14 protein-coding genes are annotated in these 16,496 nt (G+C 69.2%); 6 read left to right on the top strand and 8 right to left on the bottom strand.

What is annotated here, in order from left to right; genetic code table 11:
- The first annotated feature begins 133 nt into the window (after positions 1-133).
- The 6 genes from NE857_RS23780 (at position 134) to NE857_RS23755 (ending at position 6,517) form a co-directional block, all read left to right on the top strand.
- Positions 134-640, top strand: coding sequence for an RDD family protein (locus NE857_RS23780; protein WP_254417720.1), 507 nt, complete (start codon positions 134-136; stop codon positions 638-640).
- A gap of 224 nt (positions 641-864) precedes the next feature.
- Entirely contained in the window at positions 865-2,286 is a 1,422-nt protein-coding gene (locus tag NE857_RS23775; RefSeq protein ID WP_254417719.1) for an LCP family protein, read from the top strand.
- A gap of 438 nt (positions 2,287-2,724) precedes the next feature.
- Complete coding sequence (locus NE857_RS23770; RefSeq protein ID WP_254417718.1) at positions 2,725-3,711, top strand: hypothetical protein; 987 nt, start codon at positions 2,725-2,727, stop codon at positions 3,709-3,711.
- Between the two features lie 409 nt (positions 3,712-4,120).
- Positions 4,121-5,509 carry an LCP family protein gene (locus NE857_RS23765; RefSeq protein WP_254417717.1) on the top strand — a complete coding sequence of 463 codons (1,389 nt, stop codon included), beginning with the start codon at positions 4,121-4,123 and terminating at the stop codon, positions 5,507-5,509.
- A 280-nt stretch (positions 5,510-5,789) separates the two neighbouring features.
- Positions 5,790-6,293 (top strand): DUF2975 domain-containing protein, encoded by a 504-nt coding sequence (locus NE857_RS23760; RefSeq protein WP_254417716.1) that lies wholly within the window; start codon positions 5,790-5,792, stop codon positions 6,291-6,293.
- A complete protein-coding gene (locus NE857_RS23755; protein WP_254417715.1) occupies positions 6,293-6,517 on the top strand; it encodes a helix-turn-helix domain-containing protein in 225 nt (74 codons plus the stop codon). Before NE857_RS23760 ends, NE857_RS23755 begins: the two co-directional genes overlap by 1 nt.
- A 115-nt stretch (positions 6,518-6,632) precedes the next feature.
- Here NE857_RS23755 and NE857_RS23750 read toward each other — a convergent pair whose 3' ends face one another.
- The 8 genes from NE857_RS23750 to NE857_RS23715 all read right to left on the bottom strand — a co-directional run bounded on the left by NE857_RS23750 (position 6,633) and on the right by NE857_RS23715 (position 16,258).
- Positions 6,633-7,349 (bottom strand): DUF4191 domain-containing protein, encoded by a 717-nt coding sequence (locus NE857_RS23750; protein ID WP_254417714.1) that lies wholly within the window; start codon positions 7,347-7,349, stop codon positions 6,633-6,635.
- Positions 7,350-7,574: 225 nt separating this feature from the next.
- On the bottom strand, positions 7,575-8,528 hold the full coding sequence (lipA, locus tag NE857_RS23745) for a lipoyl synthase (protein ID WP_254417713.1): 954 nt from the start codon (positions 8,526-8,528) through the stop codon (positions 7,575-7,577).
- A 96-nt stretch (positions 8,529-8,624) separates the two neighbouring features.
- Positions 8,625-9,329, bottom strand: a complete 705-nt coding sequence (lipB, locus tag NE857_RS23740; RefSeq protein ID WP_017581662.1) for a lipoyl(octanoyl) transferase LipB — start codon at positions 9,327-9,329, stop codon at positions 8,625-8,627.
- A 9-nt stretch (positions 9,330-9,338) separates the two neighbouring features.
- On the bottom strand, positions 9,339-10,271 hold the full coding sequence (locus NE857_RS23735) for a TIGR01777 family oxidoreductase (protein ID WP_254417712.1): 933 nt from the start codon (positions 10,269-10,271) through the stop codon (positions 9,339-9,341).
- Positions 10,272-10,587: 316 nt separating this feature from the next.
- Entirely contained in the window at positions 10,588-11,151 is a 564-nt protein-coding gene (locus NE857_RS23730; protein ID WP_254417711.1) for an NADPH-dependent FMN reductase, read from the bottom strand.
- A gap of 208 nt (positions 11,152-11,359) precedes the next feature.
- On the bottom strand, positions 11,360-13,108 hold the full coding sequence (gene sucB, locus NE857_RS23725) for a 2-oxoglutarate dehydrogenase, E2 component, dihydrolipoamide succinyltransferase (protein WP_301184248.1): 1,749 nt from the start codon (positions 13,106-13,108) through the stop codon (positions 11,360-11,362).
- Positions 13,109-13,212: 104 nt separating this feature from the next.
- Positions 13,213-14,589 carry a dihydrolipoyl dehydrogenase gene (lpdA, locus tag NE857_RS23720; protein ID WP_017581666.1) on the bottom strand — a complete coding sequence of 459 codons (1,377 nt, stop codon included), beginning with the start codon at positions 14,587-14,589 and terminating at the stop codon, positions 13,213-13,215.
- Between the two features lie 148 nt (positions 14,590-14,737).
- On the bottom strand, positions 14,738-16,258 hold the full coding sequence (locus NE857_RS23715; protein WP_254417710.1) for a leucyl aminopeptidase: 1,521 nt from the start codon (positions 16,256-16,258) through the stop codon (positions 14,738-14,740).
- Between the last annotated feature and the right edge of the window lie 238 nt (positions 16,259-16,496).

The following is a 16,496-nucleotide window of genomic DNA, read 5'->3' as shown; positions in this document are numbered from 1 at the left end:
CCTGTTTCATGGCGAAATCAGGGCGCATCGACCCCCTCGGTGTGACGGGGGCCATGGTCGTCTCCCTGTCGTGTCACAGTGCTCGCGCGGGCCCGCGCGCAGGGTGCGCTGAGCGGCGGATAACGTGAAAACCATGAGTGACAAGAGCCGGAGCGGTCCCCCCGCGCCTCCTGAAGACGACTTCCGTTACCGGGGCAACCGGCTCGGCCTGCCCGAGGAGGGCACCGGTTCGGTGCCCGGAGTGGTGCGCCGCCTGGTCGGGCTCGCCCTGGACTGGGGCATCTCCGCGATGCTGGTGTGGGGCGCGATCAACCTCGGCCTGATCGGGCAGGAGGTCGCGGCGGCCGCGGCCGCCGGCGGTGAGCCCGAGGCCCTGGCGCTCACCAACTTCACCACCCTGTCCACCCTGGTGGTGTTCGCGGCGATGAACATCGTCCTGCTGACCCTGTTCGGTACAACGATCGGGCGGCGGATCGTCGGCGTCGGTATCACGGCGACCGGAGAGCGCGGCTGGCCCTGGTTCGCGTCGATGGCCGTGCGCACCCTGCTGTTGTGCCTGGTGATCCCAGCCGTGGTCTACGACCGTGACACCCGTGGTCTGCACGACCGCGCCGCGGGGACGATCGCGACCCGCTACTGACCGCTCACCAGTGGTACCGAAGCCCGTTCCCGCGGGGTTTCGAGCCGTGCGCACCCTTTCCGAGCTGCTGTTAGCATCCGTTCACGGTATTTTCGCAGGGGCCCCGCGACCTCGGGCCGTGTCCTTTCATGTTTCCCCGCCTTCGGGCGGAATCCGCGCCTGGGACACGCCCTGGCTGCCCTGACCCCGCCCCCTCAGGTCTCACCGCACCCTCGAAGGTTCGCATGGCTGGAAGACGCTCCGCCCCCCACACCTCAGGCGCCCTGAGCGCCGCCCGGCTGTCCGCCGGACAGTGGATCGCCTGTGTGGCGACGGCCCTGGCCATCGTCGCCAGTCTGGGCGGTTACGGCTGGTACCAGGGCTTGATCGGTAACATCACGACCGCCCAGGTGGACACTGACGAGTGGGACCGCCCCACGAGCGTGGAGGGGGTGATGAACCTGCTGATCATCGGTTCGGACGTGCGCTCGGGGGAGAACGCCGACTACGGCGACGCCGAGGGTGAGCGGCCCGACACGATGCTCATCGCGAGCATCAACGTGGACAGCGGCGCGGCCACGCTGGTGAACCTGCCCCGCGACCTGATGGTCGACCTGCCCGACTGCGAGGCGGTGGAGGGCTACGAGGGCATGTCCCCGCACGAGGGCATGATCAACTCCGCGATGAACTTCGGCGGGGTGGGCTGCCAGTGGAAGGTCGTCGAGCAGGTCACCGGGGTACACCTGGACCACTTCGTGATGATGGACTTCGGCGGGTTCAAGGACATGGTGGACGCCATCGGCGGGGTGGAGATGTGCATCCCCGAGCCGATCGACGACGTCAAGGCGCACCTGAAGCTGGACGCCGGGTTGCAGACCCTGGACGGCGAGGACTCGCTGGGGTTCGTGCGCTCGCGCTACGCCCAGGGTGACGGCAGCGACCTGTCCCGGATCGACCGCCAGCAGGAGTTCATGGGCGCCATGCTGCGCGAGGTGCTCAGCAGCGACGTGATGACCAGCCCCATCACCATCACCAACTTCCTCGGCGCGGTCACCGACTCCATCACCACCGACGACGACCTCACCGTCGACACCATGGCCGACATCGCCATCTCCATGCGCGAGGTCGACCTGGACCGGGTCCAGTTCGTCACCGTGCCCAACGGGGAGCATCCCGCGGACAAGAACCGCATCATCATGAGCGACGCGGCCCCCGCGCTGTTCGAGGCGATCAACAACGGCGTGGACCTGTCCGGCGGAGACGACGAGGACCAGGAGAAGGCCGACGACGGCGCACCGTCACCCGGCGACATCTCGGTGGAGATCGTCAACAACACCGGGATCGAGGGCCTGGCCCTGGAGATCCAGGCGGTCCTGGTCGACGACGGCTACGTGGTCACCGGCACCGGCAACCCGGAGCTGCGCGCGCCCGAGTTCACCACCGTCTACCACGGTCCGGGCGACGCGGCCGCGGCCGAACTGCTCGCCGGTGAGCTGAGCAACGCCCAGACCGAGGAGGTCGAGGGCCTGGAGCAGACCCTCGAACTGGTCGCCGGGTCCGACTGGAACGGCTTCGACACCGGCTCCTCGTCCTCCTCAGAGGGGGAGCTGTCCATTACCGACGACCTCGGCGGCAAGACCGCCGAAAAGAAGGAAAGTGCCTGCTAGGGCATTATTTTCCAGCGTATTCAGCCGCGCATTCCGGCGGGTCCTTCGAGGGCCCGCCGGTTTTCTTTTCCGTCCGTCGCCCAGGACTCCCGAAGAGGCGGTTTGTCGTTCCTCCGTGCGGATGGTCTTTCCCGAACAACGCCCTGTTATCTTTCTGGGGAATCCCCTTCCCCAGCGGAGAACCCCATGCGGAGGACTACCCCGGGGCGGGGCCTTGGCTGGCCCCGTCACGGTCGCCGCGGCGCCACCCGTCGGCTCCGGTGCGGGGCTGCTGGCCGGTACCTGCCCGGCCTGGCTCGCGGCCACCACCGAACCGGCCCGTGCTTCGCGTTCGTCATGGTTCAACGCCCTGTGTTCGTCCATGGTTCTCCACTCCCACCCCAGCCCCGGAAAGGGCACTATGTTCAGGAACAACCCCCCAACTCCACTCGGCTGCGTGTGCCTCTGACTGCTGTCGCCACCGCCCTGTGCGTCGGACTCGTGGCCGTCGGCTGTGCCGGCTCGGAGGACATCAGGCTCGAAGCCGAACCGCGTGAGGACGCGCAGGACCCGGTCCCGGGGGCGGACGAGGAGATGGACGAGCTCTTCGCACTGCCGATCCACGCCTACATGTTCACGGCGGTGGAGGAGACCACGATCCTTAACGCCCACGAGATCCTCGTTGAGGAGTGCATGCGTGACCTCGGCTTCTCCTTCACCCGGGGCGAGCCGCAGGAAGTCGACCCGGTTTCGATCGCGGCCTTCGGCCCCCAGAACAACTACCTGGGACGCTGGCACGTGGATGCCGAGTACGCCGCCGAGAACGGTTTCTCGCACTCGGAGGAGCTGCTGGCCCAGAGCGAGGAGGGAGTCGAAGGCGAGTTCCGTGACCCGCGCATCGACCACGAGGGGGAGGCCTACGACGCCGCGGTGGCCGCCTTGCAGGGGTTCCCGGAGGATGCGGTGACCCCATCGGGCGACCCCGTGCCGGAGTGGGGCTGTACGGGGTGGGCCGAGGGTGAGATCGACGAGGGCGTGCGGATCATCGGGGTCGAGCAGGCCCAGGCGGGAGAGGTTCCCACGCCGATGGGGCAGAGCCCGGTGGCCGTCCGGATCTCCAACGAGTCCCAGGGGGAGGCCTCCTCGGATCAGCGGGTCCTGGACGCCGAGGCCGCCTGGCGCGAGTGCATGGCCGACTCCGGTTACCCCGGTGAGGAGCCGGGCACCGTGGGCTCGGGCAAGGACACCCGGGTGGACTCCGACGACACCGAGGCCGCGGTACGCAACGTGGAGTGCCGGGAGGAGTCGGAGCTGACCCAGACCTACCTGGACGTGCTCTCGGAGATCCAGGAGCGTGACATCGCCGCGAACCAGACGGTCCTCCAGGAACGGTCGGAGGAGATGGGGGCGGTTCTGGAACGGGCCGTGGAACTCACCGGGGCGTGAGGGCACCAGACCCCGGAGACGGCTTCGGTCGTGGTCGCGGGAAACGCATGACGTGCCGGTAGCGCATTTCCGTCTCCGTCTCCGTAGGTGTTTTCCGTGAATTTCTGCCGGAACTCCTCGGTTTCCCGTGGGGGAATTGTTCACCACCAGTGGTGATCACGCGCGGCCGCCGAATTCCCGCGTGAGTTGTTCGTCGGTTCGGGGTGGGCGATCGCCCACCCCGAACCGGTGACCGTGATCTGACGCACCGAGACCGGTCCGGTACCATCCGGTGGGTTACGTCCGGGTAGTCGCACGGTTCCCTCCCGCCGCGGCGCCCCTCACCGGACGGCAACTCTCCTCTCATGTCCCAGATCGGATCGCAGGTGCCCTCTTGGCCCCAAGAAACGTGTCTACGGCCGCCGCCAAGATGAGCCTTGGCAAGTGGGCGGCGTGCGCGATGACCGGTGTGGTCATCGCCGGGAGCCTGGCCGGCTACACCGTCTACCAGGACGTCTTCGGTATCGCCACGGCCGACGTCGACCCCGACGGCTGGGGTGACCGGCCAGCCCAGGTGGACGGACTGCACAACATCCTGCTCCTGGGCACCGACGAGCGCGCGGGGGACGACGCCAGCTACAACGAGCTCAACGGCATCCGCCCCGACGTCCTGGTGGTCGTCAGCATCGACGTCGACCAGGGCGGGGTGACCATGGTCAACCTGCCGCGCGACACGATGGTCGAGATCCCGCCGTGCGAGGGCGGCGAGGAGGGCAGCGGTTGGAACGGCGGCGTCGACCAGGTCAACCACGCCATGGTCTACGGGGGGATGGACTGCCAGGGCAACACCGTGGAGACGATCACCGGCATCCACCTGGACCACATGGTCATGGTGGACTTCGCCGGGTTCGAGAACATCGTCGACGCTGTCGGGAACATCGAGATGTGCATCCCCGAGCCGATCGACGACCCCAAGGCGCACCTGAAGCTGGATGCCGGGCTGCAGGAGCTCAACGGCGAGCAGGCCCTGGGCCTGGCGCGCTCTCGGGACAGCACGGAGTCCAGGAGCGACCTGGGCCGGATCGAGAACCAGCAGCGCATGATCGGTGCCATCCTGCGCGAGGTCACCGAAGGCGAGGTCCTGTCCAGCCCCAGCAGTCTCTACGGCTTCCTGGACTCGATCACCGACAGCCTCACGACCGACAGCGGCTTCACCGTGGACAAGATGACCGAACTGGCCATCGCCATGCGCGAGGTGGACCTGGGCCGGATGAACATGGTCACCGCCCCGGTCATGGAGTATCCCGCCAACACCAACAAGGTGATGCTGGACGAAGCCCCGGCGCAGGCGCTGTTCTCGGCGGTGGCCGCCGGCGAGCTGACCGAGGGGGACGACGGGGGGACGGACGAGGAGGAGTCCGGGGGCGGCGTCGAGCCCTCCGACGTGTCCCTGCGGGTGCTCAACAACACCGGCATCGACGGACTGGGTAGCGAGATCGAGCAGTTGCTGACGGCGGAGGGCTTCGTCGTGACCGAGGCCACCAACCCCGAACCGGGCGCACCCGACACGACCACCGTTTACCACGGCCCCGACCGGGTCGAGCACGCGGAGGTCCTGGCCGATGCCCTGGCGGTCGCCGAGGTGGTCGAGGAGCCCTCGCTGGGCGAGGAGCTGGAACTGGTCATGGGCGGGGCCGACTGGGGCGGCATGGCCACCACCGGAAGCGAGGGCGAGGACGAGGGCGAAGGTGGCGGTGGCAACGCGCTGGACGACCTCGAGTCCACCTCGGCCGACGAGGACACGGTCAGCTGCTCCTGAGTCCGCTGGCGCCCGTGTGACGCTTCTTCAGGGGGCGGTGACCCGACCGGGTCACCGCCCCCTTGCCATGCGCACGTCTTATCGTTTATCGTTAATATCGATAATCGATAAGATAGAGGTGGGCATGCCGTCTCCACGCCGCCCCCGGATCCGCTGGACTCGAGCGGATTCGCTGCTCCTCCAGGGCACTCTGTTCCTGGTGTTGCTCCTGTTGACTCTGTCCTTCGGGGCCACCGTCCTATGGATCCTACCTGTGATATCGGTCGGGGCCATGGAATGGATGAACCAGATCACCGTCCACCACACGTCCGAGGTCGCCCGGGCGGTGCCCGACCTGACGCTCCTGAGCGAGGACGTCAGCGTGCGCGGTACTGACACGCTGGTGCTCGTGTTCGAGAACCCCGACACCCTCGAACGCCTTCTGCTGGCGCTCCCCGCGCTCGCGCAGCAGACCCTCGGGCTGTTCGTGGTCTACCTGGTGCTGCGGGTGCTCCAGAGCCTCGGCACCGGGGATCCTTTCGTGCCCGCCAACGTGCGCCGTGTCTACGCCGTGGCCTTCGCGGTCCTCTTCGGCTCCCTGTTGCTGCCCATGGTGGAGTCCATCGCCAACACCGCCCTGTGGGCAGACCGGGTCCCGTTCGACGAGGTGGCGCTGCTCGCCTTCGACCTGGGGATGGGTTCGGGCCCGGTGGCCGGGGTCCTGGTGGGGCTGCTCCTGGCCTCCCTCGCCGAGGTCTTCCGGCGCGGCGCCAGGATGCGCGAAGACGTCGAAGGGCTGGTCTGATGCCGCCGGAGGAGGCTGCCGGAATCCGGATCCACCTGGACAAGCTCCTGGCCGAGCGGGGCATGACGCTCACCGAACTCGCGGAGCGGGTGGGAGTCAGCGTCGTCAACCTGTCCGTGCTCAAGAACGACCGTGCCAAGGCGATCCGCTTCTCCACGCTGGCCGCGCTCTGCCGAGTGCTGGAGTGTCAGCCGGGAGACCTCATCAGCCACGAGAGGGACTGAACGGGGTCTCCGGGAGGGCCGCACAACCGGACTCCACACACGAGAACGGGGCCGGCACTCCCTGGAACAACCCAGGTGTGCCGGCCCCGTCGGGTCCGCCGGGAGGCGTGGAGGCTCAGCCTCCGGCTTTGTTACCGCGCATGCCCTTGGGCAGCTTGGCTCCCTTGGGCATGGGGCCCTTGGGCATCTGCATCGCGGCGGGCAGCGCCTTGAGCCGGTAGTTCAGCTCGGCGGTGCCGGACTTGTCCAGGTTGCGGGGCAGCTTGACCAGCGTGCGCTGGAGCTTGGACACCGGCACCTGGCCCTCGCCGTTGCCGACCTTGAAGTCGTAGATGGGGGTGTCGTGGGCGACGCGGGCGACGCGCTTCTTCTCCCCGGCGATCAGGCCCTTGAGGCGACCGGGGTCGCCCTCGCCGACCAGGACCACACCGGGACGGCCCACCACGCGGTGGACGACGTCCATCTGCTTGTTGGCGGCCACGCCCGGCTCGACCACCCAGTTGCCGCGCATGTTCTCCAGGATCGCCATACCGGCGCCCAGGCGCCCGTCCAGCATCTTGTACTGCACGCGTTGGGCGGCGCGGGTGAACATGATGAAACCGACCAGGAACGCGATCGGCAGACCGGTCAGCGGCCAGATGATCCAGGAACCGGTCCAGATACCGATACCGATGAAGACGGCGAAGATCAGGATCGCGACGCTGACCGCGATCGGGATCGTACGCGGGCTCTGCTTGTGCACGACCTTGGCGACCATGCCGATCTGCTTCAACCGGCCCGGCTGCTTCTCGCCACCCTTACCGGCGGTCGTGTTGTCGGACTTCTTCGCCATCGTGCTTTCAGGCAGCGCACACCGAACGGATCGGCGGGGAAGGAGATCCCTGTGCTGCCTTGCCTCCTCTTCGCGGTCGACCTACGGTGCGGCGCCTTCCGGCGCCGCGAGCTGGGCATGCCCGGCGCCATGGAAACACCAGGATATGCGTCCGGACCCCGAGATGCGGAACGGTGGCCCGGGGGCCACCGTTCCAGGTTGGTCACGACTCGGGTCAATCGGCCGTTATGCGTTGCTTGTGGCCTGTGCTGCCTCGGCGTCCCGCTTCTCGCGGGCCTGCTTGTACAGGGTCCCGGCGCGGTAGGACGAGCGCACGAGCGGGCCGGACATGACCCCGGCGAAGCCGATGTCCTCGGCCTCCTTGCCCAGTTCCACGAACTCCTGTGGCTTCACCCAGCGGTCGATCGGGTGGTGCAGCTTGGAGGGGCGCAGGTACTGGGTGATGGTCAGCAGGTCGCAGCCGGCCTCGTGCAGGTCGCGCATGGCCTCGCTGACCTCCTCGCGGGTCTCGCCCATGCCCAGGATCAGGTTCGACTTGGTGACCAGACCGGCCTCGCGGGCCATGGTGATGACCTTGAGGGAGCGCTCGTAGCGGAAGCCCGGGCGGATGCGCTTGAAGATCCGCGGCACGGTCTCCACGTTGTGCGCCAGGACCTCCGGACGCGAACCGAAGACCTCGGCCAGCTGGTCGGGGTCGGCGTTGAAGTCCGGGATGAGCAGCTCGACGCCGCCACCGGGGTTGAGCTCGTGGATCTTGCGGACCGTCTCGGCGTAGAGCCAGGCACCGCCGTCCTCGAGGTCGTCGCGGGCCACGCCGGTGACGGTGGCGTAGCGCAGCTCCATCTTCTGGACGGAGGTGGCGACCTTGGTCGGCTCCAACCTGTCCAGAGGGCTCGGCTTGCCCGTGGCGATCTGGCAGAAGTCGCAGCGCCGCGTGCACTGGTCACCGCCGATGAGGAAGGTGGCCTCGCGGTCCTCCCAGCACTCGTAGATGTTGGGGCAGCCCGCCTCCTGGCACACGGTGTGCAGGCCCTCGCCCTTGACCAGGGACTGGAGCTCGGTGTACTCCGGCCCCATGTGCGCCTTGATCTTGATCCACGGCGGCTTTCTCTCGATGGGGGTCTCGCTGTTGCGCGCCTCCACGCGAAGCAGCTTGCGGCCCTCAGGAGCGATGGTCAACGCGAACCCGTTCCCTTCTGTACCCCTTGACGGGGACCCTCGCGCCCCTTGTGGGGGCAGCACGTCCCGATGGGGACTGGCTCATGGTGTGGTCTGTCATCCCAGCGCGGTGGCATCGGAAAGCATTCCGCTGCCGTCGGTGTGGCTGTACTCCGCCGCGCCCAGGACGTCGGCCAGGTGCCGTTCGAGGCGCGGCCGTGCGTCGGCGACGGTGACGGCGCGCCCCAGTTCGTTGGTGAGCGAGGTGACCCCCGCGTCGGAGATCCCGCAGGGGACGATCCGGTCGAACCACGACATGTCATTGTCGCAGTTCAACGCCAGGCCGTGCATACCGACCCCACGGGCGATGCGGCAGCCGATCGCGGCGATCTTGCGCTCGGTCAGTCCGCGCTCGGGATCGGCGTCCAGCCAGACCCCGGTGCGGCCCTCGACCCGGCGGCCGGTGAGGCCGTAGTCGGCGAGCGTGCGGATGATCGCCTCCTCGAGCATGCGCACGTAGGCGATCACGTCGATCGGGTCCGACAGCTTGACGATGGGGTACACCGTGAGCTGGCCGGGACCGTGCCAGGTGATCTTGCCGCCCCGGTCGATGTCCACGACGGGAGCACCGGGATCGGTGATGGGACGATCCCACCTCCCTGTGCGCTTGCCCGCCGTGTAGACGGGTTCGTGCTCCAGGAAGAGGACCGTATCGGGCACCTCATCGGCGACGCGGCTCTGGTGGAGCCGTTTCTGGAGATCCCAGCCCTGGTGGTACGGGACGGGAGTGTCGCCCAGCCATGCGTAAACGAGATCACTCACACCACCAACCTACCTCCCGGCGGGAGGGGCGGGTCTGGGCAGGATGTCGGAAAGCGCACTGTCGACGGTGGGCAGGAGGAAGGAATACCCCGACTCCTCCAGGCGTTTCGGCCGCGCCCTGAGGTCGATCAGGGCGGTCTCCTCCGCGAAGTCCCCCAGCGCCGCGCGCATCGCCGTCGCCGGAACCGGAAGGATGGTCGGACGTCCCAGGGCCCGACCGAGCGCCTCGGTGAAGGCGGCGTTGGTGACCGGTTCGGGCGCGCACATGTTCACCGGACCGGTGATCTCGGGCCGCTCCAGCAGGAACCGGATCGCGCCGATCTGGTCGGCCAGCGCGATCCAGGTCATGTACTGCGCCCCCGAGCCCAGCCGCCCGCCCAGCCCGAGCCGCCACAGCGGCAGCAGATGCCGGAGCAGCCCGCCGGAACGGGCCAGCACCACGGCCGTGCGCAGGTGCGCCACGGACAGCCCCGCCTCCTCGGCGGGGGCGGTGGCCGCCTCCCAGTCCCGGCACACCCCGGCCAGGAACCCCGTGCCGGGCGGACTCTCCTCGGTGGCCACACCTCCGCCCGTGTCCCCGTAGAAATGCATCCCCGAGGCGCTGAGAAGGCGCGGAGGGGGCGTGGACATCCTGGCCAGGGCCTGGGAGAGGGTCTGGGTGCCGCGGACCCTGCTACGGCGAATGGCGGTCTTGCGCTGCCGGGTCCACAGGGTGGGGCCGATCGGTTCGCCCGCCAGGTGGACCACGGCGTCGGCGTCCTGGAGGGCGACGGTGTCCACACGCCCCTGCTCGGCCCGCCACTCGGCCTCCTCCAACCGGGGAACCCGGGTGTCCCGGGGCAGTCGGCGCACCAACCGCACCACCGTGTGCCCGTCCTCGAGCAGGGAGTCCGTCAACGCCTCGCCGATCAACCCGGTCGCACCCGTGATCGCCACTCTCATAAGGAGGTGTCTACCCCTCCAGCCGTACTTTCAGCACCGGTGAACTGCCTGCTCCTGCGCGGTCCTGGAACAGGCCCGGAAGTTTTCTCGGCTTTTTCGGCGAAAGCCCTGCGCGGAGGGGGCGGGTCTTCTAGGTTGAGTGTGGGACATGGAACTCCGCGTCAGCGCGGAGCTACCGTGGGCGACGCCCTGTCGGGCTGGCTGGGGCTCGCTTACCCGCAGACCTTTGATGATGGGGATCATCAGGGGATGGTGATTGGTGGGGTAGAAAGACGGGGCGGTGCCGTTCAGGCGCCGCCCCGTCCACCTTTTCGCCCTAGCCCGGGAACGGACGGCGGGCGCGGGCCTCGCGCAGGGACAGGGCCCACCAGACCAGTTGGTCGAGCATCTCCTCGACCGCGTCCTCCGCGCCCCGCAGCTCCGCCACGGGCGCTCCCTCGGGGCCGAACATCCGCTGCGCGTTGTGCAGGCTCACCGAGGTGCGCACCGACGTCACGTGCAGCTCGGCGAAGACCGAGCGCAGCTGCTCCACGGCGCGCAGGCCGCCGGACATACCGCCGTAGGAGACGAACGCGACCGGTTTGGCGAACCACTCCTTGCGCGCGGCGTCGATGGCGCTCTTGAGCGGTCCGGGATAGCCGTGGTTGTACTCCGGGGTCACCACCACGAACCCGTCCGCGGCGGCGATGCGCGAGGGGAACGAGTCCGAGGACGTGCCGTGGCCATCACCCAGGTCGAGCCCGGCCACGTCCAGGACGTCGAGGGTCACGCCCTCGCGGGAGGCGGCCCGGTCGAGGAACCAGTTGGAGACCACAGGCCCGGTGCGGCCGTTGAGGTTGCCGCCCAGGACGACCGTGATCCGAAGGTTCTCCTGCTGCATGTGGTTCCTCGTCTGGGGCTGTCCGGGACATGGGTTCCGCGGGGGTGTGTCCACGGTAGAACGTCAAGTGAGGTTGAGGTCAACCCGGAGGCCGGCACCGGCCGGGAGACCGTCGTCACGCGTACCCGAACGAGAAGCGGCCCGGGCCGGGCACCGTCGCACGGTGCCCGGCCCGGGCCGAGGAGAACTCCCCTGGAGGGGACTCGGGTCAGGACAGGCCCAGGTCACCCTCGAAGGCGCCCTCTTCCAGGCGCTCCTTCACGGTCTGCAGGAAGCGGCCTGCGTCGGCGCTGTCGATCAGACGGTGGTCGTGCGCCATCGACAGGTAGACCATCGACCGGACCGCGATGACCTCGCCGCCCATGGCTTCGTCCTCGACGACGACCGGGCGCTTGACGACCGCGCCGGTCTCCAGGATCGCGACCTGCGGCTGGTTGATGATCGGCGTGCCGAACAGAGCGCCGGTGTGGCCGGTCTCGGAGATCGAGAACGTGCCGCCGCCCAGCTCGTCCGGGCCGAGCTTGCCGGTGTGGGCGCGCTCGGTCAGGTCGGTGAGGCCGCGGGCCAGGCCGCCGAGGTTCAGCGAACCGGCGTCCTTGACCACCGGGGCGAGCAGGCCGCGCTCGGTGTCCACCGAAACGGCCAGGTTCTCGACGTCGTGGTAGGTCACCGTCTGGTCGGCGGCGTTGATCACCGCGTTGACCTTCGGGTGGACCTTGAGGGCCTCCACGGCGGCCTGCGCGAAGAACGGGAAGAAGCCCAGCTCCACGCCCTCGCGCTTGGCGAAGTCGGCGCCGACCTGGTCGCGCAGGCGCGCGATCTTGCTGACGTCGACCTCGATGACCTGGGTGGTCGTGGCGGACACGCGCAGAGACTCGACCATGCGGTCCGCGATGGACTTGCGCAGACGGCTCAGCTTCTCGGTGCGACCGCGCACCGAGGTGTCCGAGGTGACCTTACGCGGGGCCGCGGCGGCCGAACGCTGGGCCTCGGCGGCCTTGAGCACGTCCTGCTTGCGGATGCGACCGCCCACGCCGGTGCCGGAGACGCGGCTCAGGTCGACGCGGTGCTCGCCTGCGAGCTTGCGGACCAGCGGGGTCACATACGCCTCGGTCACGGCGTCGGTGCCGGAGGCCTGGCCGGTGCCGCTGAGCGTCTCGATGTCCACCGACGGGGCGCCAGCGTCCTGCTCACGTGCGGCGGGAGCAGGTGCGGACTGGGCGGCCGGGGCGGGCTCGGGCTCGCTCTTGGGCTCGGGCTCGCTCTTGGCCTCGGCCTCGGCCTCGGGCTGGGCCGGGGCGGCGGCGGAACCTGAGCCGCCGCCGATAATCGCGATCTCGGTACCGATCTCGACCGTCTCGTCCTCGTCGACGAGGATCTTGGTGAGTACACCGGCCACCGGGGACGGGATCTCGGTGTCCACCTTGTCGGTGGAGACCTCGAGGAGAGGCTCGTCCTCCTCGACGGTGTCGCCGACGCTCTTCAGCCACTGGGTGATGGTGCCCTCGGTGACGCTCTCACCCAGGGCGGGGATGGTCACGGAGGTACCGGGACCGTCGGAGTCGGAACCACCGGAGGCCGGGGCCTCGGGAGCGGGCTCGGGCTTGGCCTCCTGAGCGGGCTCCTCGGCTGCCGGGTCGGCCTCGGGAGCGGCCTCGGGCTCGGCCTCCTGAGCGGGCTCCTCGGCGGCGGGCGCGGCTTCGGCGTCGGCGCTGTCACCCTCGCCGCCGATGACCGCGATCTCCGCGCCGATCTCCACGGTCTCGTCCTCGTCGACGAGGATCTTGGTGAGTACACCGGCCACCGGGGACGGGATCTCGGTGTCCACCTTGTCGGTGGAGACCTCAAGGAGCGGCTCGTCTACCTCGACGGTGTCGCCCACGTTCTTCAGCCACTGGGTGACGGTCCCCTCGGTGACGCTCTCACCCAGGGCGGGCATGGAAACGGAAGTCGGCATGAGTTCCTCGTTGGATCTGGACGCGGTACCTGCCCAGGCCTTGGTGGGCAGCGCGGATGTGTACGGGGGCGGGCCCGTGGGGCCCGCCCCCGGGGGTGAAGCGGTCAGTCGTGAACGTGCAGCGGCTTGCCCGCCAGCGCGAGGTGCGCTTCTCCCAGCGCCTCCGACTGGCTCGGGTGCGGGTGGATCAGCTGCGCCACCTCGGAGGGCAGGGCCTCCCAGTTGTAGATCAGCTGCCCCTCGGCGATGAGCTCGCCGACGCGGCTGCCGACCATGTGGACGCCCAGCACCGGGCCGTCCTTCTCGGCGATGACCTTGATCGCGCCCTGGGTCTGCAGGATCTGGCTCTTGCCGTTGCCCGCCAGGTTGTAGTTCATCTCGACGACGTCGTGACCGCGTTCCTTGGCCACCTTGGTGGTGAGACCGACGGAGGCGACCTCAGGCTCACAGTACGTGACACGGGGAACACCGTCGTAGTCGATCGCGGGCGGGTTCTGCCCGGCGATGTGCTCGGCGACGAAGATGCCCTCGGCGAAGCCGACGTGCGCGAGCTGGAGGGTCGGGATGAGGTCGCCGACCGCGTAGACGTTGCCCACGCCGGTGTGCAGGTTCTCGTCGACCTGGACGAAACCGCGGTCCAGGGTGATGCCCTGTTCCTCGTAGCCCAGGCCCTCGGAGACCGGGCCGCGGCCGATGGCGACCAGCAGGACCTCGGCCTCGAGGGTCTTGCCACCCTGGAGGGTGACGACCACGCCGGAGTCGGTGGTCTTGACCGACTCGAACGGGGTGCCCAGCTCGGACTTGATCTTCCGCTTGCGGAAGGCGCGCTCCAGCAGCTTGGAGCTGGACTCCTCCTCGACGGGGACCAGGTGCTTGAGGGCCTCGACGATGGTGACGTCGGAGCCGTAGGAACGCCACACGCTGGCGAACTCCACGCCGATCACGCCGCCGCCCAGGACGATGACGGACTCGGGGACGCGTCCCAGCTCCATGGCCTGGTCGCTGGTCATGACCTTCTCGCCGTCGATCTCCAGACCCAGGGTCTTGGGCTTGGAGCCGGTCGCCAGGAGGATGTTCTTCCCCTTGAAGACCTTGCCGTCGACGGTGACCTCGTCCTTGCCGGTGAGCTTGCCCTCACCCTCGACGACGGTGATCTTGCGGGACTTGATCAGCCCGCTCAGGCCCTTGTGCAGGCCGCTGATCACCTTGTCCTTGTACTTGTGCACGGCCTCGATGTCGATGCCCTCGAAGGTGGCCTTGACACCGAAGTTCTCGCTCTCCTTGGCGGAGTCGGCGACCTCGGCCGAGTGCAGGAGGGCCTTGGTGGGGATACAGCCGCGGTGCAGGCAGGTGCCGCCGAGCTTGTCTTTCTCGATCAGGACGACGCTCATGTCCAGCTCGGCGGCGCGCAGTGCCGCCGCGTAGCCGCCGCTGCCGCCGCCAAGGACGACGAGGTCGAAGGTGCCGCCGCTCTCACTCACGGGAACGAACTCCTAGTTGTGGTGGCTGGTGATGGGTGGTGGAAGACCGCGGTCCGCTACCGCCGGGGGGCGGCGTGTCAACGGGGACCGCGGCTGCCGGGGAAGGGGCGGCACACCGGCTCAGGAGTGCCGCCCCGACCTTGCAGGACTACTGCTTACGGGCGTAGTCCTCGGCGATGCGGACGAGGGTGCGGGTACCCGCACCCGTGCCGCCCTTGGAGGTGTAACCGTGGGGGCCGCCCTGGTTGAAGGAGGGCCCGGCGATGTCGAGGTGGGCCCACTTGGTGCCCTCCTCGATGAACTCCTGGAGGAAGATGCCCGCGGAGAGCATGCCGCCCCAGCGTTCGGCCGCCACATTGGCGATGTCGGCGACCGAGGAGTTGAGACCGGCGCGCAGCTCGGCCGGGAGCGGCATCGGCCAGGAGGCCTCGCCCTCGGCGGTGGCGGCGGCGACGATCTCGTCGCGCACGGAGTCGTCGTTGGACATGACCGCGAACACGCGGGTGCCGAGCGCGACCAGCTGGGCGCCGGTCAGCGTGGCGATGTCCACGATCAGGTCCGGCTGGTCCTCGTGGGCGCGGACCAGGCCGTCAGCCATGACCAGACGGCCCTCGGCGTCGGTGTTGAGGACCTCGACGGTCTTGCCGCCGTAGATGCTCAGGACGTCGGAGGGGCGCTGGGCGGTGCCGCTGGGCATGTTCTCGGCCACGGTCAGGTAGCCGATCGCGTTGACCTTGAGACCCAGGGAGGAGATGGCGCGCATGGCGGCGAGCACGGAGGCGGCGCCGCTCATGTCGGACTTCATCGACTCCATCCCGCCCGAGGGCTTGAGGGACAGGCCACCGGAGTCGAACGTGATGCCCTTGCCGACGAAGGCGACCGTCTTGGTGGCCTCGGGGTGGCTGTAGGCCAGGCGGACCAGGCGCGGCGGGTTCGCCGAACCCTGGCCGACGCCGGTCAGGCCGCCGTATCCGCCCTCGGCCAGCGCGCGCTCGTCCAGGACCTCGATCTCCAGCCCGGTCTGCTGGGCGATCTCCTGGGCCGCGGCGGCCAGGTCCTCGGGGACCAGGTCGGCCGGGGCGGTGTTGACGAGGTCGCGCGTGAAGGAGACGGCCTGGGCCAGGACGGCGGCGCGCTCGACGGCGTCGTCCGCGCCGTCGGCCTCGCTGACCACGGTCAGCGAGGTAGCGGGCAGGGCGGCCTTCTTCTCGGCCTTCTCCCCGGTGCGGTAGCGGTCGAAGCTGTAGCCGCCGAGTTCGGCTCCCAGGGCCACGGCACCGGCCTGGTCGGCGGTGGTGGCGGGCAGGGCCAGAACGACGCGGCCCGCGCCCTCGGGGCGCGAGCTCAGCGAACGCAGCGCGGCACCGGCCGCGCGGGACAGGACGTCGGAGTCGACGGGGCCCTCGGCGGGCGCCGGGCCGAGACCGACCGCGACGACGACCGGGGCCTTGACGGCTCCGAGGGAGGCAATGGTGTGCACCTCCTCAGGTGCGCCGCTCGCTCCCAGGAGCGACAGGGTCGAGCCGAGGCCGCCGGCGAAGGCGGCGTCGACGGAATGAGCGCCCGATGCGGGTTCCGGGGCGTCGCCTCCGGAGTGGTAACCGACGACAACCGCGTCGGCGTCGAGCGAACTGGGGGACTCCGTGTTTACTGACAACGTCGTGCTCACGTCCTTGATGCTAGTCCTCTCGTGCCCCCGGCGGCGACGCGGCGCCCCGCGGCCCCAGGGCTCTGACACGGCGCTCCGCGCCATCCGGGGGTGTGGGGGTGTTCCCCCGGTGGGTCCGTCGCCGTCCGCGCCATGAGGGGGCTCTGGTCCCTCGCGGGGAGTGTCGCACGCGGTTGGCGGCGCGGACACGCGCCTGTCCGGGTGTCGATAGCGTGAAACCCCGTGTGAAAAAATGTGA

It is taken from the genome of Nocardiopsis exhalans, assembly GCF_024134545.1.
GTDB classification, from domain to species: domain Bacteria; phylum Actinomycetota; class Actinomycetes; order Streptosporangiales; family Streptosporangiaceae; genus Nocardiopsis; species Nocardiopsis exhalans.
This window is presented reverse-complemented; position numbering and strand designations above follow the sequence as displayed.